General features: G+C 57.8%; 15 protein-coding genes and 3 tRNA genes. 1 reads left to right on the forward strand and 17 read right to left on the reverse strand.

The window, feature by feature from the left end; all coding sequences use genetic code 11:
- Positions 1 to 214 precede the first annotated feature (214 nt).
- The 3 genes from FZE95_RS08385 to FZE95_RS08395 all read right to left on the reverse strand — a co-directional run bounded on the left by FZE95_RS08385 (position 215) and on the right by FZE95_RS08395 (position 2,547).
- The gene (locus tag FZE95_RS08385; protein WP_150300606.1) at positions 215 to 1,165 is read right to left on the reverse strand and encodes an AraC family transcriptional regulator; all 951 of its coding nucleotides are present in this window, start codon (positions 1,163 to 1,165) and stop codon (positions 215 to 217) included.
- A 302-nt stretch (positions 1,166 to 1,467) separates the two neighbouring features.
- Positions 1,468 to 2,313 (reverse strand): IclR family transcriptional regulator, encoded by an 846-nt coding sequence (locus tag FZE95_RS08390; RefSeq protein WP_150300415.1) that lies wholly within the window; start codon positions 2,311 to 2,313, stop codon positions 1,468 to 1,470.
- A gap of 157 nt (positions 2,314 to 2,470) precedes the next feature.
- Positions 2,471 to 2,547: transfer RNA gene (locus FZE95_RS08395), tRNA-Arg, on the reverse strand.
- A 314-nt stretch (positions 2,548 to 2,861) separates the two neighbouring features.
- On the opposite strand from FZE95_RS08395, the gene FZE95_RS08400 reads away from it, so the two are divergent.
- On the forward strand, positions 2,862 to 3,179 hold the full coding sequence (locus FZE95_RS08400) for an Arc family DNA-binding protein (RefSeq protein WP_150300416.1): 318 nt from the start codon (positions 2,862 to 2,864) through the stop codon (positions 3,177 to 3,179).
- 54 nt (positions 3,180 to 3,233) lie between these two features.
- On the opposite strand, the gene FZE95_RS08405 is transcribed toward FZE95_RS08400, so the two are convergent.
- From FZE95_RS08405 to FZE95_RS08470, 14 genes are all read right to left on the reverse strand, one after another.
- On the reverse strand, positions 3,234 to 4,370 hold the full coding sequence (locus FZE95_RS08405; RefSeq protein ID WP_150300417.1) for a sodium ion-translocating decarboxylase subunit beta: 1,137 nt from the start codon (positions 4,368 to 4,370) through the stop codon (positions 3,234 to 3,236).
- Between the two features lie 12 nt (positions 4,371 to 4,382).
- Positions 4,383 to 6,176 (reverse strand): sodium-extruding oxaloacetate decarboxylase subunit alpha, encoded by a 1,794-nt coding sequence (oadA, locus tag FZE95_RS08410; RefSeq protein WP_150300418.1) that lies wholly within the window; start codon positions 6,174 to 6,176, stop codon positions 4,383 to 4,385.
- A 48-nt stretch (positions 6,177 to 6,224) separates the two neighbouring features.
- Complete coding sequence (locus FZE95_RS08415; protein ID WP_150300419.1) at positions 6,225 to 6,476, reverse strand: OadG family protein; 252 nt, start codon at positions 6,474 to 6,476, stop codon at positions 6,225 to 6,227.
- Positions 6,477 to 6,759: 283 nt separating this feature from the next.
- Positions 6,760 to 8,181: a magnesium transporter gene (mgtE, locus tag FZE95_RS08420; RefSeq protein WP_150300420.1), complete on the reverse strand. Its 1,422-nt coding sequence runs from the start codon at positions 8,179 to 8,181 to the stop codon at positions 6,760 to 6,762.
- Between the two features lie 176 nt (positions 8,182 to 8,357).
- Positions 8,358 to 8,434 (reverse strand) — tRNA-Arg (locus tag FZE95_RS08425).
- A gap of 97 nt (positions 8,435 to 8,531) precedes the next feature.
- Positions 8,532 to 8,622: transfer RNA gene (locus tag FZE95_RS08430), tRNA-Ser, on the reverse strand.
- Between the two features lie 59 nt (positions 8,623 to 8,681).
- A complete protein-coding gene (csrA, locus tag FZE95_RS08435; protein ID WP_150300421.1) occupies positions 8,682 to 8,867 on the reverse strand; it encodes a carbon storage regulator CsrA in 186 nt (61 codons plus the stop codon).
- Between the two features lie 224 nt (positions 8,868 to 9,091).
- Complete coding sequence (locus FZE95_RS08440) at positions 9,092 to 10,333, reverse strand: aspartate kinase (protein WP_150300422.1); 1,242 nt, start codon at positions 10,331 to 10,333, stop codon at positions 9,092 to 9,094.
- Positions 10,334 to 10,414: 81 nt separating this feature from the next.
- Entirely contained in the window at positions 10,415 to 13,036 is a 2,622-nt protein-coding gene (gene alaS / locus FZE95_RS08445) for an alanine--tRNA ligase (protein ID WP_150300423.1), read from the reverse strand.
- Between the two features lie 183 nt (positions 13,037 to 13,219).
- Positions 13,220 to 14,239, reverse strand: coding sequence for an arginine N-succinyltransferase (astA, locus tag FZE95_RS08450; RefSeq protein WP_150300424.1), 1,020 nt, complete (start codon positions 14,237 to 14,239; stop codon positions 13,220 to 13,222).
- A gap of 1 nt (position 14,240) precedes the next feature.
- Entirely contained in the window at positions 14,241 to 15,263 is a 1,023-nt protein-coding gene (locus FZE95_RS08455) for an arginine N-succinyltransferase (RefSeq protein ID WP_150300425.1), read from the reverse strand.
- Positions 15,264 to 15,278: 15 nt separating this feature from the next.
- A complete protein-coding gene (locus tag FZE95_RS08460) occupies positions 15,279 to 16,493 on the reverse strand; it encodes an aspartate aminotransferase family protein (RefSeq protein ID WP_150300426.1) in 1,215 nt (404 codons plus the stop codon).
- Between the two features lie 80 nt (positions 16,494 to 16,573).
- Positions 16,574 to 17,557 (reverse strand): GlxA family transcriptional regulator, encoded by a 984-nt coding sequence (locus tag FZE95_RS08465; protein ID WP_190324534.1) that lies wholly within the window; start codon positions 17,555 to 17,557, stop codon positions 16,574 to 16,576.
- Between the two features lie 155 nt (positions 17,558 to 17,712).
- Entirely contained in the window at positions 17,713 to 18,528 is an 816-nt protein-coding gene (locus tag FZE95_RS08470; RefSeq protein WP_150300427.1) for an SDR family oxidoreductase, read from the reverse strand.
- Between the last annotated feature and the right edge of the window lie 42 nt (positions 18,529 to 18,570).

Here is an 18,570-nt window from a genome sequence, read left to right on the forward strand (position 1 = left end):
CCACATTATTGTTTCAACAAGATGAAGACTATGTGGCAACAGGACCTGGCAATATCCGCTTTCTGCACTGAAGCTATCCGTTTTCTGCAGACTGCAGAAAGTGGATGAACGGGGCCGCTAGAGGAATGTCGGACACGAAAAAGCGTCTCTCTGTCGCATACATGGACAGAGAGAACCTATATGAATATCAGTATGTTACGAAGCGATCAGACTCTTAACGGCGGCGCAGCGTCTCAGAGGGAAGCTCGCCAAAAGCGCCTTTGTAGTTCTCGGAAAAACGGCCCAGGTGCATGAATCCGTAGTCCAGCGCGACTTCTGTGACGTTGCGCACCCTGGCCGCCGGATCGCACAGACACTCCCTTACGCGCTCTAGCTTGCGGGCACGAATATAATTCTTCGGCGTTGTACCGGCGTTACGGTCAAACAGCGCATATAACGAACGCGGACTGATGCGCACCGCCTGTGCCAGCTGGTCGATACTGATGTCCTGCTTGAGGTTTTCGTCGATGTACTGGGCAACCCGCTCGAAGGACGGACAGCTTTCGCTCAGCTCTTCCCGGCTGACGTTGTTACTCAGCAACCCCAGCAGCTTCGACGCGACGATGCGCGTGTACTGCTCACGCACCATGGGCATGCTCTGATCGCCCTCGGCTTCGTGACAGATCATCGTCAGCAGATTGATGAAGCCGTCCAGCTGGTTCATGTCGTGCCGCGCAGCGAAACGTATCCCCTCTGCGGGTCGTCGCCAGTTGTTTTCGGTGCAGGCCTTGTCCAGAAACGCCGCAGGGACCTTGATGATGAACTTCTCGCAATCATCAGAATAGGTCAGGTCCACCGGGTCATCGGGGTTGATAAGCAGCAGCTCGCCCGGTCTGAAATGGTGTTGCTCGCTCTTGCCACGCCACAGGCAATTACCCTGGAGCAAAATCTGCAGATGGAACACGGTTTCCAGGGCAGGCGACGTAACGTGCACGCCCGCCCCATACCGAATTCGACAGAGATCGAGATTGCCGAACTCACGGTGACTGAGTGCCGCGCTCGGTTGACCGCGCCTGGGCAACTGGATGCTATGCAGACCGACATGCTGGTTTACATAGTCTGAGACGCAATACGGGTCAGCGTTAGCAAACACACGACTCGTTTCACCAAGCAGGCGACTTTCCATAATAAGGTTGCTCTTGTATGTGAAGGCGCTCGACTCGATGTCTGGCGAGTCGTCCATTGCTATCCATGGCAATCCAGGCGATCCATCGCATACAGCTCCGGCAGATAGGAAGCGCTGCCAAAGCCGGTTACGGGTTATGGGAACAAGCTCAAGCGCTCAGCAAGCCCGAACCGAGGCCAGATAGTGTGCCTTATACGCCTTGCCGTGCATTCTACCAAAGTCGCATATGGCCGATAATCGAACACAATCATTCAGCGCCAAACGAGAGAAGCCCGTCGGGTTGATTCACATCAATGACACCATCAGATCGGGCTAAATAGCTGACTGCTCAACTCCTGGCTCGCTGTCAGCATTACCGGAAGAATTCTCTTTTCCAGATCCGCCGCAGGCACTCTTCCGGCATGAGTGCTGACGTTCATCGCTGCCAGTACATGACCTGCCGAATCGAAAACCGGCACGGCGATCGAGCGCAGCCCCTGCTCCAACTCCTGATCTACCATGCACCAGCCCTGGCGTCGCACCTGTTGCAGGCACTCCCACAACGCTTCTGGCGTGGCTAGGGTGCGACTGGTCTTGGGCTGCAGCTCGGCATTTGCCAGGTAATCAGTCAGTTCGACGTCATCCATTGCAGCCAGTAACACTCTTCCCATGGACGTACAGTAAGCGGGCAAACGGCTACCCACGCTGAGGTCCACCGAGATCAATCGCTGCGGAATGGCCGAGCGTGCGATATACAGCACCTGATCGCCCTCAAGCGTAGCCAGATTGCATGCCTCGTGAAGCTGCTCGCTGAGGTGGTCCAGATAGGGTTGCGCAGAAACGGCAAGCGGCGTGGACGACAGATAGGCATGACCCAGAGTCAGCACTTTCGGCAGCAGCGAATAGGTTCGCCCGTCGGTCGTGGCGTATCCCAGCTTCATCAATGTATACAGACAGCGACGCACCGCAGCCCTGGGTATCTCGGTGCGGTGGCTTATCTGCGCAATGGTCAGATGCCGCTTGCGTTCCTGGAAAGCATTGATTACAGCCAGCCCCCGCGCCATGGAGGTCATGAAATTCGGATCGCCACTCAGCGCAGCGATGCGTTTGGCAGGCGACACATAGGCCGGGGGCGCAAGGGGTGATCTGGGTGGGAGCGAGTCAGACATCATCAAACCTGGGTGTTTGGTTAGGTAGGCGATTATCGGACGACTGTGCGCTTATCGCAATTCCCGCGACACGTTTCTGGGGCTGGAGACGAAGAACGGTTGGCATGGCAGATGCGCAGCGAGAACAGGAACATTCACAGATTTCAGCATCTTGTTATGGTGCGCGAGCCGGGATTCGAACCCGGGACCTACCGCTTAGGAGGCGGTCGCTCTATCCAGCTGAGCTACAAGCGCAGATTTCAGAGTGCAAAATCGACGGGCATATTAACTGATCAAGCGCAAGCTTGGCCACTTCCCAGAACAAGTTCAGTGCCAGTTTCATCCGCAACGTCTGTAACCCGTCACATCTTGAAGACATTTTTTTGTCGCAAAGGTGGGAAATTTAAAAAAACCCGGTATAAAGGAGCATTGCACCACAATCTGTTGTCTGCATCACATTGGGGGTTCCGCTCCTCCTGAAAAAAAGCCGGCGATCACCCTGACGGAGATTCACGCAGCTCCAGATGCCGCCATCGACCATATCTAGACAAAGCGATTATTCTTGCCTTATGAAAACTGCAATCCAACACTACACCAGCAGGACCGCAGACAAATTCGTCGTACGTTTGCCGCAAGGCATGCGGGACCGTATAGCTGAGGTCGCGAAGCAGCATCACCGCAGCATGAATTCAGAAATTATCGCGCGTCTCGAACACAGCTTGCTGGATCTGCCAACGCTTCCAGAGCAACCATCACGGCAAGCGCTGAACGATCAGCAGCTCGAGTCGCTGAGCCATCCCGAACAGGAACTCTTGCTACGCTTCCGCGAAATGAGCCGTCGCCAGCAAAACGCCCTGCTTGCACTATTGGTAAGCGAAGCGTCCTGATCGTCAGGCAAAAAAAACCCGCTCAATGAGCGGGTTTTTTTATGGCTGGAGCAATCAGCCTACGAAGGTAAGCAACACACCTGCTGCTACGGCCGAACCAATCACGCCAGCAACGTTCGGACCCATGGCATGCATGAGCAGGAAGTTGTGTGGATTGGATTCCAGCCCAACGCGGTTGGAAACCCGTGCGGCCATCGGTACAGCGGAAACGCCCGCCGACCCGATCAAAGGATTGATGGGCGTCTTGCTGACAGCGTTCATCAACTTGGCCATCAATACGCCAGTGGCAGTACCGACGCAGAAAGCGACCATACCCAGTACCAGGATGCCCAGGGTCGTCATTTGCAAGAAGGCTTCCGATGACAACTTCGAACCGACCGACAGACCAAGACCGATGGTCACGATGTTGATCAAGGCGTTGCGACTGGTATCAGCCAGGCGCTCAACGACACCGGATTCACGCATCAGGTTGCCCAGGCAGAACATACCCACCAGCGGCGCCGCATCTGGCAGCAATAAGCCGACCAGCATCACCAACGCCAGCGGAAAGATGATCTTCTCGGCCTTGCTGACAACGCGCAGCTGAGTCATGACGATGGACCGCTCCTTTTCCGTGGTCAGCGCGCGCATGATCGGCGGCTGCAACAGCGGCACCAGCGCCATGTAAGAGTACGCGGCAACGGCAATCGGTCCCAGCAGTTCAGGCGCCAACTTGGAGGTCACAAAGATGGAAGTCGGCCCATCGGCCCCGCCGATAATGGCAATGGACGCGGCCTGCTTCAGGGTGAACTCAAAGCCAGGTATGCCCCAGGCAGTCAAAGCCAGAGCGCCCAGCAGAGTGCCGAAGATACCGAACTGAGCCGCAGCACCAAGCAACAGCGTACGCGGGTTGGCCAGCATAGGCCCGAAGTCAGTCATCGCCCCGACACCCATGAAAATGAGCAGCGGGAAAACACTGGTCGGAATACCCACTTCATAGATCAGCTTGAGGATACCCATACCCTCGGCCATGTTGGCGACCGGGATGTTGGCCAGCATACCGCCGAAGCCGATCGGGATCAGCAGCAGCGGCTCGAAGCCTTTCTTGATCGCCAGGTAAATCAGACCGAAGCAAATGAAGATCATGAACAGCTGACCCGGCTGTATGTGATACAGGCCGGTGGAGTGCCAAAGAATCTGAAGCTTATCCATTCAAGGCTCTCCTTAACCGATCGTCAGCAAAGTGTCGCCGACGTTGACCGCGTCGCCCACTTTGACATTGACCGTACCGACAGTCCCCGATCTGCGTGCGCAGACTTCGGTTTCCATCTTCATGGCTTCGAGAATCATCACCACCTCACCGTCTTCTACCGCGTCGCCCGGGCTGACCAACACTTTGAAGATATTGCCCGCCAACGGCGCGGGTTGCGGTTCGCCAGCGCCAGCTGCCGGAGCAGGTGCTGCGCCCGACGTTGCGGCTGCAGGCGCGTTGCCATCGACCGGCTTGATACCCGTGATATCGCCCCCATCAGCGACCTGAACGACGAACTCCTTACCGTTCACGGTAACCGTATAGACTTCCGGCTCGCCTGGCTTGGTGGTTTTGGCAACCATTTCCTGACCAGTCGGCACCGGCTCGAAAGCGTCCGGGTTACCACGGTTTTCCAGGAATTTCAGGCCAATCTGTGGGAACAATGCATAGGTCAATACATCGTCGATTTCGTTGTCGGCGAGCTTGATACCTTTCTCTTGAGCGATACCCCTGAGTTCGGCACTCAGCTTATCCATTTCCGGCTCGAGCAGGTCTGCTGGGCGGCAAGTGATGGCTTCAGCACCGTCCAATACGCGCTGCTGCAGCTCAACATTGAAGGGCGCCGGTGCCGCGCCGTACTCGCCCTTGAGAATGCCCGAGGTTTCTTTGGTGATCGACTTGTAACGCTCACCGGTAAGGACGTTGATGACGGCCTGGGTGCCAACGATCTGCGAGGTAGGGGTCACCAGAGGGATGAAGCCAAGGTCTTCACGCACGCGGGGGATTTCTGCCAGTACTTCATCGAATTTGTCGCCGGCACCCTGCTCCTTCAACTGGCTTTCCATATTGGTGAGCATGCCGCCAGGAACCTGGGCAACCAGAATGCGCGAATCGACGCCTTTCAGGTTCCCCTCGAATTTGGCGTATTTTTTCCGTACTTCACGGAAATAGGCCGCAACTTCCTCAAGCAGCAGCAGATCCAGCCCTGTGTCGTGCTCGGTATTCTGGAAAATCGCCACCACGGATTCGGTCGGTGAGTGGCCATAGGTCATCGACATCGAAGAAATAGCAGTGTCGACATTATCAATACCCGCCTCGACTGCCTTGAGAATAGCGGCAGTGGACAGACCAGCGGTCGCATGGCATTGCATGTGCACCGGGATGCTCAGCGAAGCTTTCAGGCGTGAAACCAGATCGAAACCCACGTACGGGTTAAGGATACCGGCCATGTCCTTGATCGCGATGGAATCGGCGCCCATGTCTTCAATGGTTTTGGCCAGATCGACCCACATTTCAACGGTGTGTACCGGACTGGTGGTGTAGGAAATCGTGCCCTGGGCGTGCTTACCCTGTGCCGTGACGGCTTTAAGCGCCGTTTCGAGGTTACGCGGATCGTTCATCGCATCGAATACGCGGAACACGTCGACGCCATTAACGGCGGCACGCTCAACAAACCGTTCCACTACGTCATCTGCGTAATGACGATAACCAAGCAGATTCTGTCCACGCAGCAACATTTGCTGGCGTGTATTGGGCATTGCTTTTTTCAGTTCGCGGATGCGTTCCCACGGATCTTCACCCAGATACCGGATACAGGAGTCGAAAGTCGCTCCGCCCCAGGATTCAACTGACCAGAAGCCTACCTGGTCCAGCTTGCCGGCAATCGGCAGCATGTCCTCGAGGCGCATGCGCGTGGCCAGGATGGATTGGTGGGCGTCTCGCAAAATGACATCAGTAATGCCCAAGGGCTTCTTGGTATCGGTCATAGTTGTATGGCCTTTTTGATTTTTAGGATGAAGTTTTCGTCAAGGTATTCAGGAAGCGCGTGAACGATGCTGTCGTATGGCAGTACTGATCACGGCGATGAGTTCGGGATCGACTGCGTCTGGAGCAGGCTTTGGTCGAGACGGTGCCTTTGGCGCCGGAATGGCATCAGGGAAATATTTCCCCAGCAGCTTGGACATCAGCGTAACAATAACCACCAACGAAACGAGGAAGGCAAAGACCGCACCCATCCCCATGATCATCAGATCGACGCCTTCCATCAGCATTTCTGTTGAATTCATTCTTGTCTCCCGCCCTCGCACGCTCGCGAAGCGAGCTGTTGAAAATTCGGTTTTATTGTTCAGAAAAAGCGACACCGGTCATTCGTTTCGACCGGTTCTGCTCGCGCAAAACCGGTGTAATGTATCCTGATGTGACATTCTTGGCAATCCAGGCGACATCATAAGCCGCGCATAAGAGGCGGCCAGCTGGTGATTCGTAGACGGCTCGTCGCGAGCCGCAGGCCGCTTTTCCCCGCTGCTGTCCGGCGGGACGAGAGCAGGCGAAAGCGTCTAGACCAAGACTCTAGAGCAGAAAAATTGTAGCCAGCCCGAGGAAGATAAAGAACCCGCCACTGTCGGTTATTGCGGTAATCATCACACTCGCACCCAGTGCCGGGTCGCTCTCCATGCGCATTCTTGCCAACGGGATAACCACACCCATGATCGAAGCCAGCAACATGTTCAAGGTCATGGCTGCGAGCAGCACGACCGCCAGTGCTACGCTTGCATAGAGCCAATAGGCAATGACGGACAGTACCACCCCCCAGAACACGCCATTGATCATTGCCACAGACGCCTCCTTACGGATCAGGCGCCGGCCATGGGCGACCTGAACCTGACCAGTGGCAATGCCGCGCACGATCATGGTGATGGTCTGGTTTCCGGAATTACCGCCTATCCCGGCAACAATCGGCATCAAGGCCGCTAGCGCGACCAACTGCTCGATTGCATTCTCGAACAGGCCAATCACCCGGGAGGCTATCAGGGCAGTACACAGATTCACCGCCAACCAGGCCCAACGGTTGCGTACCGACTTCCACACTGAGGCGAAAATATCTTCCTCCTCGCGCAGACCAGCCGCATTGAGCACCTCGGCTTCGCTCTCTTCACGGATATAGTCGACCATTACACCAATGGTCAGGCGACCCTGCAGCGCGCCCTGAGCATCCACCACCGGTGCTGAGACCAGGTCGTAACGCTCGAATGCCTGAGCAGCCTCGCCTGCATCATCCAACCGACCAAAAACGACCGGCTCGACGGCCATCGCGTCACGCACCAGCTCATCGGGCGAGCCAACCAACAAGCGCTTGATCGGCAGCACACCTTTAAGCACGCCGTCCACGTCCACCACGAAGAGCTTGTCGGTATGGTCAGGTAGCACATCGAAACGGCGCAGATAACGAATCACCACTTCCAGCGACACATCATCCCTGATGGTGACCATGTCGAAGTCCATCAGCGCCCCGACCTGGTCGGCATCATAGGATAATGCCGAGCGCAACCGCTCGCGCTGTTGTGCATCAAGCGTATCCATCAGCTCGCGCACTACGTCACGGGGAAGATCCGGCGCCAGGTCTGCGAGCTCGTCCGCATCCAGCGTGTTGGCCGCAGCAATGATTTCGTGATCATCCATGTCCGCGATGAGCGTCTCACGCACCGCATCGGACACTTCGAGGAGAATCTCACCGTCTCGCTCGGACCGCACCCGTCGCCAGACCGCCAAACGCTCTTCAAACGGGAGGGATTCCAGGATATAGGCGATATCGGCCGGGTGAAGCTCGTCCAGCAGAGCCTGTAAGTCGACGAGGGACTGGCGATAGGTCGCGCTATCCTCAACCTGCCCGGGCCCGCGATGATCGCCGATACCGAGCTGCTCAAGCAGTACCACGACCTGATCGAGTCGATCCTGAAGGCTGTCCGGCAAGTTGAGGCTGGGGTCTGACATGGATACTTCCCGATAGTCTGGCGATGCGTCAGCAAGATGAGCCAAGCGAGGCGGCGTTCGGCAAACCTGATTTCAGCCTAGCAGGAGCCTGGCCGCTTGTGCGCCTGGCCAAGACTTGGCCAAGCAAATGAGGAGCAAAAAAAAACCCACCGGCATTAACCAGTGGGTTTTTCGTTTGGTGCACTCGGAAGGATTCGAACCTTCGACCGCTCGGTTCGTAGCCGAGTACTCTATCCAGCTGAGCTACGAGTGCATTGTGGGGCGTATTATAGGGCGTTAATTTCAACTGTCAAACATTTTTTTCTTTAAAATTCAGAAGCTAACGTCTGACCACCACTACAACCACAAAGTGGCGGAGAGGGCGGGATTCGAACCCGCGATACCCTTTTGAGATATACTCCCTTAGCAGGGGAGCGCCTTCAGCCACTCGGCCACCTCTCCGTAACGCGCTGAATATTACCGATGCGCTCCGCCCAATGCAATAAAAAACTTTAAGAAATTTAAACGCTTGGCTCTTCACCTTTCTCTTTTTGAATACGCTGATAAATTTCTTCACGATGAACCGCCACTTCTTTGGGCGCATTCACCCCGATGCGAACCTGGTTGCCCTTCACACCCAGCACGGTCACCGTTACTTCGTCACCTACCATCAGGGTTTCACCAACCCGACGAGTCAAAATTAGCATTCCTTTCTCCTTGATTTTGATCAGCACACAGCAGTCTGCAAAAACCGGCTAGTTGCCTGTCGGCCGCCTTGCTGGCATGGATGTTGACCACACGATGCATCAGGGGTTCGATACATATGCGGGTTAACTCATGCTGGGAAGCCAAGAGGGGCACGTCAGCCAAAGGGACGCGCCCTCGCAAGCGTCGCAGGGACGCTTGCGGTCAGTTTGATAAAAACAAAATCTCAGAGCCGATCAGCACCCGACGCTTCAGTATCCAGATCAAAGGCTGAGTGAAGCGAACGCACCGCCAGTTCGAGATATTTTTCGTCAATGACTACGGAAATCTTGATCTCGGAAGTCGATATCATCTGGATATTGATACCTTCGCGCGACAATGCCTCGAACATTCTGCTCGCTACCCCGGCGTGCGAGCGCATACCGACGCCAACAATCGACACTTTCGCGATCTTGCTGTCGCCAGCTACTTCGCGCGCGCCGATTTCGGTGGCGATCCTGCGCAAGATATCTTCGGTCTTGCGCAGATCGTTACGATTGATAGTGAATGTAAAATCAGTCGTATTATCCTTCGACACGTTCTGCACGATCATGTCGATCTCGATATTGGCCGCGCTTACCGGCCCGAGGATCTTGAATGCCACGCCGGGGGTGTCGGGCACGCCACGAATAGTCAGCTTGGCTTCGTCACGATTGAACGCGATGCCGGAAATGACAGGTTGTTCCATGGATGAGGCTTCCTCAAGGGTGATTAGCGTTCCGGGACCTTCTTTGAAACTGTGCAGCACCCGTAGCGGGACGCTGTATTTGCCGGCGAATTCCACCGCGCGAATCTGCAGCACCTTCGAGCCCAGGCTGGCCATTTCGAGCATTTCCTCGAAGGTGATCTTATCCAGCCGGCGAGCGCTTTCGACAACGCGCGGATCAGTGGTATAGACGCCGTCGACGTCAGTATAGATCTGGCATTCGTCTGCCTTGAGCGCCGCCGCCAGGGCGACCCCCGTGGTATCGGAACCGCCGCGGCCCAGCGTGGTGATGTTGCCCTGCTCGTCGACGCCCTGGAAACCCGCGACGATCACTACCCTGCCGGCATCCAGGTCAGCCCGCACCCTGGCTTCGTCGATGTGCTGAATACGCGCTTTATTGAAAGCGTTATCGGTCACGATGCGGACCTGGGATCCCGTGTAGGAAACCGCCGGCACATCAATCTCTTTCAATGCCATGGCTAACAGGCCGATAGTGACCTGCTCGCCAGTCGACAGGATGACATCCAGCTCCCGTGAGTCCGGATCGGCCTGGATCTGGCGCGCCAGATCAATCAGGCGGTTGGTCTCGCCGCTCATGGCCGATACCACTACCACGAGATCATCCCCACGCGCCCTGAAACCTTTGATCTTCTCGGCTACCTGGCAAATGCGCTCGACACTGCCAACCGAGGTACCGCCAAACTTCTGGACAATAAGCGCCATCGTGTTGCACCAATCCCCATAGCGAAATCGGATATCCCGATCATCCTCCAGACATCAACGATGCCTGGGCCCTTAATACTGTTACTGCGCCAGCAAGTCGTTCAGCGTTTCAGCCAGCGCCCCATCCAACGCAGCGACATCGGTACCGCCACCCTGCGCCATGTCCGGACGTCCGCCGCCCTTGCCGCCTACCCGAGCCGCTGTGTTGCGGATCAGATCGCCAGCTTTGACACGACCAGTGAGGTCCTTGGTCACACCTGCGACCAGAACGACCTTGCCGTCCAGCTCTCCGCCCAGCAGTACAACTGCCGAACCGAGCTTATTCTTCAGCTGATCGATCAACGCCAGCAGCGCTTTTCCGTCCTGACCGTCGACTCGCTTGACCAGTACCCGCATGTCGCCGACCTGTTGAGCCTCAGCAGCCATATCGGCGCCCGCCGCGCTGGCAGCCTTGGCCTTGAGCTGCTCAAGGTCCTTCTCCAGCTGGCGGTTGCGCTCGATCAACCCGGTCAGCTTGTCGAGCAGGTTATCGCGGCTGCCTTTCACAAGCTGAGCGGCCTGCTGAAGCTGTTGTTCTGCTCCGGTCATAAGTGCCAAAGCCGCCTTGCCGGTCACTGCCTCGATCCGGCGAATACCCGCTGCGATACCGCTTTCGTTGGTAATGCGCAGCAAGCCGATATCGCCGGTGCGATTGACGTGAGTACCGCCGCAGAGCTCCACCGAAAAGCCGTCGCCCATCGTCAGCACCCGGACTTCATCGCCGTACTTCTCGCCGAACAGCGCCATGGCGCCCTTGCGCTTGGCGGTCTCGACATCAGTCAGCTCGATCCTGACCTCTGTGTTCAGACGGATTTGCTCGTTGACGATGTCTTCCAGTTGCTGCAGCTGCTCAGGCGTAATTGCTTCGAAGTGACTGAAGTCGAAGCGCAGACGCTGGCTATCCACCAATGAGCCTTTCTGCTGCACATGCTCGCCCAGGACCTGACGCAGTGCGGCGTGCAAAAGATGGGTGGCGGAATGGTTAAGCTTGGTGGCCTGGCGCACGCCCTCCTCGACGATCGCCTTGATTGACGCGCCGACATTCAGACTGCCGCTGGCCACAATACCGTGGTGCAAATGCGCGCTACCGGCCTTGGTGGTATCGCGGACATCGAATCGTCCACCCGCGCTTTCCAGATAACCGGTATCGCCAATCTGTCCGCCGGACTCTGCATAGAAAGGGGTCTGATCCAGTATCACTACGCCCTTCTCACCCTCGGCCAGGCTGTCGACCGACTGGCCGTCACGGTACAACGCCAGAATCTTGCCGGCGCCGGTCGTCCCTTCGTAACCCTGGAAGCGGGTTTCGGCACTGACCTTCACCAGGTTGCTGTAATCCATACCGAATTGGCTGGCAGAGCGGGCACGTTGACGCTGTGCGTCCATGGCGGCTTCAAAACCGGCTTCATCGAGCGTCAAGCCGCGCTCCCGCGCGATATCACCGGTCAGGTCCATGGGGAAGCCGTACGTGTCGTATAGCTTGAACACTACCTCGCCAGGAATTTCGTTGCCCTGGAGGCCGGCCAGATCCTGCTCGAGAATCCGCAAGCCCTGTTCCAGCGTCTTGGCAAATTGCTCTTCCTCAGCCTTCAGCACACGCTCGATATGCGCCTGCTGAGCCTTAAGCTCGGGAAAGGCTTCGCCCATCTCGGCAACCAGACCCGCAACAATCTTATAGAAGAAAGCGCCCGACGCCCCCAGCTTGTTCCCGTGGCGGCATGCGCGGCGGATGATCCGACGCAATACGTATCCGCGTCCTTCGTTCGAAGGCAGCACACCATCGGCAATGAGAAAGCTGCAGGAACGGATGTGATCGGCTACGACTTTCAGCGAGGCAGCATTATCCTGCTCACAGCCAATGGCCGCAGCCGCAGCGGTCAGCAGGTTCTGGAACAGATCAATATCGTAGTTGGTATGCACCTTCTGCATGACCGCGCTCACACGCTCAAGTCCCATACCGGTATCCACACTGGGGGCTGGCAGCGGATGCATCACGCCATCAGCAGTCCGGTTGAACTGCATGAATACCAGGTTCCAGATTTCGATGTAGCGATCGCCGTCCTCTTCAGGGCTACCCGGCGGGCCGCCCCAGATATGCTCGCCGTGATCAAAGAATATTTCAGTGCAGGGACCGCACGGACCGGTATCGCCCATTGCCCAGAAGTTATCCGAAGCATAGGGAGCCCCCTTGTTGTCGCCGATACGCACCATACGCTCGACCGGCACGCCGATCTCCCTGGTCCAGATATCGTAGGCTTCGTCATCATCGGCATAGACCGTGACCCAGAGCTTTTCAGACGGCAGATTCAGCCACTGCTCGGACGTCAGGAAATCCCAGGCGTAGACGATCGCATCGCGCTTGAAGTAATCGCCAAAGCTGAAATTGCCCAGCATTTCGAAGAAGGTGTGATGCCGCGCGGTATAGCCGACATTTTCCAGATCATTATGCTTGCCGCCAGCGCGTACGCATTTCTGGCTGCTGGTGGCGCGGGTATAGGCACGCTTGTCCAGCCCCAGGAAACAGTCCTTGAACTGGTTCATACCGGCATTGGTGAACAGCAATGTCGGGTCGTCCGCTGGCACCAGCGAACTCGAGGCGACACGGGTGTGTCCCTGGCCTTCAAAGAAGCGAAGGAAGGCTTCACGAATTTGTGCGCTTTTCATAATCCCCTTACCGAAACAGGTCAGCCGGACAGTGAAGACCCTGAGGCCTTTTCACCAGGACAAAGCGCGCATTATATAGGTATCCGCGCCGGGCTTGCATTAGCGGCGCACTTGATAATAGCTATGGCGCTGATAGCGCGTTACCCGGCCATTGTGGCGACCAAGCCATCGCACAGCGCCCCGTCAGGGTGAGCGGGCGTACAGCGATACCGCCCGCACAGGCGTACCTGCGCGCACACCCAGGCGGGCAGCCGTTTCGGGCGCAACCACCAGGGTCCCTGCCGCCACGCGTGCGGGCGCACAGGTGATGCGGCAGTCCTCGCGCCCACGGTTATGGATAAGAAAAGGCTCGGCGCTCTCACCGGGAGTGCCGGTGGCGAGTACCAGAACCCGGCTCTCGTGGATAGCCCGAATCTGCTCGAGGGGCGATTCGAGTGTTGCACCGCCATCAAAGATATCGATATAGCCCTGATAGCTCATGCCCTCTTCCTGGGCCATTTCCAGATTCGATTCCGATTCGGGGTGCACCTTGCCCATTGCATTTCGGGCTTCCTCACTGAGAAAGCACGCGTACAGCGGAAACTTCGGCATCATCTCGGCGATAAATGCCTTGCTGCCGATGCCCGTAAGATAGTTTGCGCGGGAAAATTCCATCCGGAAGAAGTGCCGTCCGAGACTCTCCCAAAAAGGTGAACGGTCCTGCTCGTCGGAGATGCCGCGCATTTCAACGATCACCCGCGAGGAGAACGACTGCGGAAATTCAGCCATGAACATGAAACGCGCCTTGGACAGCAGCCTGCCGACCATACCCTCGCGGAACTGCGGCTCGAGGTACAGTGAGCACAGCGCTGTCGCCCCGGTCAGATCGTTGACCAGAAACAGCGTCGGGTGCTGGCGATAGACTTGCAGCTCGCGACTGGCCGTGACAGTGAGCCCGAGGCGATAGCTGTACCAGGGGTCGCGCAGACCCGCAGCGGCGAGCATGCCAGTGGTGCCAATAATATTGCCGCCCTCATCCTCAAGCACCAGCAGGTAGTCGGCGTCGGCCTTGTCGACTTCGCCACGGAAGCTCGCTTCAACATTGCGCAAACGCCGCTCAAGGTCCTCCTCGCTGGCGGGCAGTGTAGTCAGTACCGCGCCTGCAGTAACCGCCAACTGGGTCAAGCTCGCCAGATCATTGACGCGTGCAGCACGAACCAGCATATCAAGCCTCCCTGACCAGTCTGAGGGTGTCGCCCGCTTCCACTTTGAGCAAGTCCGCTTGCTCGGGGGAAAGCACCAGGGGTTCATCGGCACCGCAGGCCAGGCGCAGCGCGCAGGCGCGATAGTCCGCCACCCTGGTATTGGCAGCCAACCACAAGCCGTCGGCTGGCTCAGGTACGCCAATCTCCACCTTTACCGTCTGACTTTCGCCGACCGTACGCAGCGTAGCCGTACGGGCCTGAACAACGGGTCCGCCATCGAAAATATCCACGTAGTTGTCCGTTTCGAAACCTTCACGCATCAGGATATCGAAAACCGCCTGAGCCGATGGATGTACCTGCCCGATCACCTCCTGGGCTTCGTCCGATAGCATTGGTACGTAAATGGGATAACCCGGCATCAGCTCTGCCAGAAAATTGCGGCCACGGCTGCTGCCCATTTGCTCGGCTTCGCTGTAACCAACCGCGAAAAAATGCCGACCTACCGCATCCCAGAAGGGCGCATTGCCCTGCTCATCACTGATCCCGACAATCTCGGCAGCAATGGACTCTGCGAAGCGCTGCGGGTGATTTGCCATGAACAACAAACGCCCTAGGGCATTCAGCTCGCGGGCAGTGGACTGCGCCCTGGCCGCGGGCTCCAGATGAAAGCCCGTCAGCAGGCTATGCCCGGTCAGATCATGGCAGAGCGACAGAACGTGGATCCGGTTATGCAAGCCCAGCTCGCCCGACGCATGCACAAATGTTTCGTTACGGAAGGTATAGAACGGCTGGCTGAAGCCGGCCGCCGCGATAACGCTGCTGCACCCTGCCAGGCGGCCGGACGCCTTGTCTTCCAGCACAAACAGGTAACGCTCTTCACCACTGAAGACGACTTCCTCGGCCATCGAAGCCTCAGACGCCTCGATGATTTCCACCAGGCGTTGGCGCTCGGCCGGCAGCGCGGTAACGCCAACCGGACTGGCGCTGGCAAGCCGCTCTATTTCAGGCAGGTCAGCCATGGTGCATAAACGTTGAACGAGCATTGGCGGCGCCCCAGCTTAGCCAACCAGACCGGTTAACGCATTGCGCAACCGCTCCAGCGCTTCCTCTATATCCTGCTGCGGGATGATCAGGCTCGGCGCGATCCGCATCACGTCGGGGCCCGCCTGCAACACCAGCAGCCCCTCCCGCTGCGCTGCTTCCTGTATCTGCCTGGCCTGGCCTTTCCACGAAGGGGACAGCACAGCCCCGATCAACAACCCCGTGCCACGTACCGATTCGAATACATCCAGATCGGCAGCGATGGCCATCAACCCATCCACCAGCAACTTGTTGCGTTCAGCCACGCCATCCAGCACTTCACGGGTATTGACGATATCCAGCACCCGCTCGGCAACCGCACATCCCAGGGGGTTACCGCCGTAGGTACTGCCGTGCGTACCGACGCCGAAATGCCGGGCGACGCGGTCGGTGGTCAACATCGCAGCGATCGGGAACCCACCGCCCAGACTCTTGGCACTGGTGAGAATGTCCGGCTGCACAGCGCTGTGCATATAGGCAAACAATTTGCCGGTACGCCCCATGCCGGTCTGGACCTCGTCGAAGATCAACAGCGCGTCGTGCTCATCACATAACTGCCGCGCAGCCTTGAGATATTCCTCGCTAGCACCGATCACCCCACCCTCACCCTGGATGGGTTCGATGACGACCGCACAGGTACGCTCTGAGATCTGCGCACGCAGCGCATCGATGTCGTTGTAGGGGACGTGGCTGATTCCCTCGATGGCGGGACCAAAGCCCTCTGAATATTTCGGCTGACCACCAACACTGACGGTGAACAGGGTACGGCCATGAAAACTGTTGGTGCAGGCGATGATTTCGTGCTTCTGCGGGCCCGCAGTCTCATGCGCACGCCGCCGCGCCAACTTGAACGCCGCCTCGTTGGCCTCGCCACCGGAATTGGCGAAAAATACCTTTTCCGCAAAGGTCGCCGCGATCAGCTTGGAGGCCAGACGCAGTGCCGGCTCGTTGGTCAGCACGTTCGATACGTGCCACAGCTTGCCGGCCTGTTCAGTCAGGGCCTCAACCAGGCCAGGGTGCGCGTGGCCCAGCGCATTCACTGCAATGCCGCCGGCGAGATCGACGTATTCCCGGCCCTGCTGATCCCACACGCGGGCACCCGCTCCGCGCACCGGGATCATGTCTACCGGAGAATAATTTGGCACCATGACCCGATCGAAATCGGACCGGCTGACCTGCGTCGACTCTGTCATTCCGTCTCTCCTGCTGCCGTCATTGCGGCGTGAACACATAGCGTGATGAATCCGCCACCATGCTGGGCGGCGGCCAAGATCTATTTGGCGGCCAGGTCGGCCACTTGCTGGGCCCGGCGCTGATTGCGATCTTCCCGGGGCGTGACACCAAAGCAATTGCGATAAGCGCTGGAAAAATGCGGACCCGAAGAAAAGCCGCAGGACAGGCCAACCTGAATGATCGACTTGCTGGTTTGCAACAGCATTTGCCGCGCCCGGTTCAAGCGCAGTTCCAGATAATACTGGGAGGGTACGCTATTGAGATATTGCTTGAAGATGCGCTCCAGTTGACGCCGCGATACGCACACATGCCGGGCGATCTCGTCGGTCGTCAGCGGCTCCTCGATATTCGACTCCATCAGGATTACCGCCTGCGTCAGTTTTGGATGGGTGCTTCCCAATCGGTTACGCAGCGGCACGCGCTGACGTTCACTGCCATCGCGGATACGCTCGACCACCAGATCCTCCGCCACCAGCGCCGCCAGTTCGGCGCCGTGGTCCTCGGCGACCAGGGTCAGGAACAGATCAGCGGTAGCCTGCCCTCCGCTGCTGGTAAGTCGGGCGCGGTCCTGTTCGAACAGCTGAGTGGTGGCCTGCACGGCGGGGAACCGCTCGCGGAACTCATCGATCACCCGCCAATGCACAGCACAGCGATGCTCATCCATCAGCCCGGCCAAGGCCAGCGGAAAAACCCCGCCTTCTATCCCACCAAGCATCACGCCGTCGCGAATCATTTCGCGCCAGCGCAGGATAATCGACGGAGCCAGAGAATCAGGTGGAGCAAACAGATCGGCGACGATCCAGAAACGATCAAACGCCATGTCCTCGGTCCAGGGCCGCGCCGGCAATTGCCAGCCGTCGTCACTGAGGATTGGCTCTTCATCCAGCGTCAGGCACTGCGCCGTATAGCACTCGAACCCCGCCATTCTATTCGCGGACCGCAACACCGAGAGACCAGCCATCATCGCCGCAGGATGACTACCCGGCCACATCAGAAAGGCAATCTTTCGCTGCTCAGATGACATCAGCCAACCTGCGCGCACTCGTCAACACGAATAAACTCCGCTCGAATCCCAAGCGACGCATTGTGCCACAAGCGCTTGAAACTGGCACAGCGCAGACAACGAAAAAAGGCGTACCCCACCGAGTACGCCTTTGGCTGCCCCCCTGTGCGAAACGCTCAAGACGGGGTTGCTAACCGCTTTTCCATCAACCGGGTCATCTCAGCGTAAACAGCGTCCGGATTGGCTTGCTTCAGCGCCCAGGCCTGTCGGCCGCTCTCGTGCGGCAGGATCATGAACTGCCCCGCTTCGCTCTGGGTGTAGATGCTGTCCGCCACCTCTGCCGCTGAGATCGGCGAACTCTGCAACAGTTTGGCGATCTGCTCCCTGGATGCCTGGTCCGGGCCGCGGTAAGAGTCCAGCAGATTGGTCTGAAAAAAGGAGGGACACGCCACACTCACTTCAACACCCAAGGGCTTGAGCTCCGCCAGTAAGCTTTCCGATAGCGCTACCACGCCTGCTTTCGCCACGTTGTAGTTGCTCATCCCCGGCGACTGCATCAACGCAGCCATCGATGCGATATTGATAATGCGCCCGCTGCGTTGCCTGGTCAGCATCGGAACGAACGCCTTGCACCCCTTCACTACGCCCATCAGATTGATGCTTATCTGCCACTCCCAGTCCTCAAGCGTGAGTTCCCAGAACAATCCACCGGACGCCACGCCTGCATTATTGATGAGGACATCAATACCCTCCATACGCTCCTGACAGCTCTGCGCCAACGCCGCCAGCTGGCTGAAATCACGCACGTCACAACGCTGTGTGAACGCCCAGCCCCCTGCCTCACGTACCATTGCGAGTGTCTCAGCCAGGCCTTCGTCGTGAATATCTGCAAGCGCCAGCTGCGCCCCTTCCCGCGCGTAACGTAGCGCCAACTCGCGCCCCAGACCGCTACCCGCCCCTGTGATGACTATCCGTTGCCCCGAATTCTGCATAATCGCTCCCGGTTCCGTGCGGCGCTGCGCCAGAACGCTCCG

The sequence above is a fragment of the Pseudomonas profundi genome (assembly GCF_008638305.1).
In the GTDB taxonomy this organism is placed as follows: domain Bacteria; phylum Pseudomonadota; class Gammaproteobacteria; order Pseudomonadales; family Pseudomonadaceae; genus Halopseudomonas; species Halopseudomonas profundi.

Excerpts from the sequence above, each read along its gene's own strand:
- astA (WP_150300424.1), bottom strand. The coding sequence starts at position 14,239 with ATGCTGGTTCGTGCTGCACGCGTCAATGATCTGGCGAGCTTGACCCAG.
- FZE95_RS08440 (WP_150300422.1), bottom strand. The coding sequence starts at position 10,333 with ATGGCGCTTATTGTCCAGAAGTTTGGCGGTACCTCGGTTGGCAGTGTC.
- FZE95_RS08385 (WP_150300606.1), bottom strand. The coding sequence starts at position 1,165 with ATGGAAAGTCGCCTGCTTGGTGAAACGAGTCGTGTGTTTGCTAACGCT.
- FZE95_RS08400 (WP_150300416.1), top strand. The coding sequence starts at position 2,862 with ATGAAAACTGCAATCCAACACTACACCAGCAGGACCGCAGACAAATTC.
- mgtE (WP_150300420.1), bottom strand. The coding sequence starts at position 8,181 with ATGTCAGACCCCAGCCTCAACTTGCCGGACAGCCTTCAGGATCGACTC.
- csrA (WP_150300421.1), bottom strand. The coding sequence starts at position 8,867 with ATGCTAATTTTGACTCGTCGGGTTGGTGAAACCCTGATGGTAGGTGAC.
- FZE95_RS08415 (WP_150300419.1), bottom strand. The coding sequence starts at position 6,476 with ATGAATTCAACAGAAATGCTGATGGAAGGCGTCGATCTGATGATCATG.
- FZE95_RS08460 (WP_150300426.1), bottom strand. The coding sequence starts at position 16,493 with ATGACAGAGTCGACGCAGGTCAGCCGGTCCGATTTCGATCGGGTCATG.
- FZE95_RS08465 (WP_190324534.1), bottom strand. The coding sequence starts at position 17,557 with ATGTCATCTGAGCAGCGAAAGATTGCCTTTCTGATGTGGCCGGGTAGT.
- FZE95_RS08470 (WP_150300427.1), bottom strand. The coding sequence starts at position 18,528 with ATGCAGAATTCGGGGCAACGGATAGTCATCACAGGGGCGGGTAGCGGT.
- oadA (WP_150300418.1), bottom strand. The coding sequence starts at position 6,176 with ATGACCGATACCAAGAAGCCCTTGGGCATTACTGATGTCATTTTGCGA.
- alaS (WP_150300423.1), bottom strand. The coding sequence starts at position 13,036 with ATGAAAAGCGCACAAATTCGTGAAGCCTTCCTTCGCTTCTTTGAAGGC.
- FZE95_RS08455 (WP_150300425.1), bottom strand. The coding sequence starts at position 15,263 with ATGCTCGTTCAACGTTTATGCACCATGGCTGACCTGCCTGAAATAGAG.
- FZE95_RS08405 (WP_150300417.1), bottom strand. The coding sequence starts at position 4,370 with ATGGATAAGCTTCAGATTCTTTGGCACTCCACCGGCCTGTATCACATA.
- FZE95_RS08390 (WP_150300415.1), bottom strand. The coding sequence starts at position 2,313 with ATGTCTGACTCGCTCCCACCCAGATCACCCCTTGCGCCCCCGGCCTAT.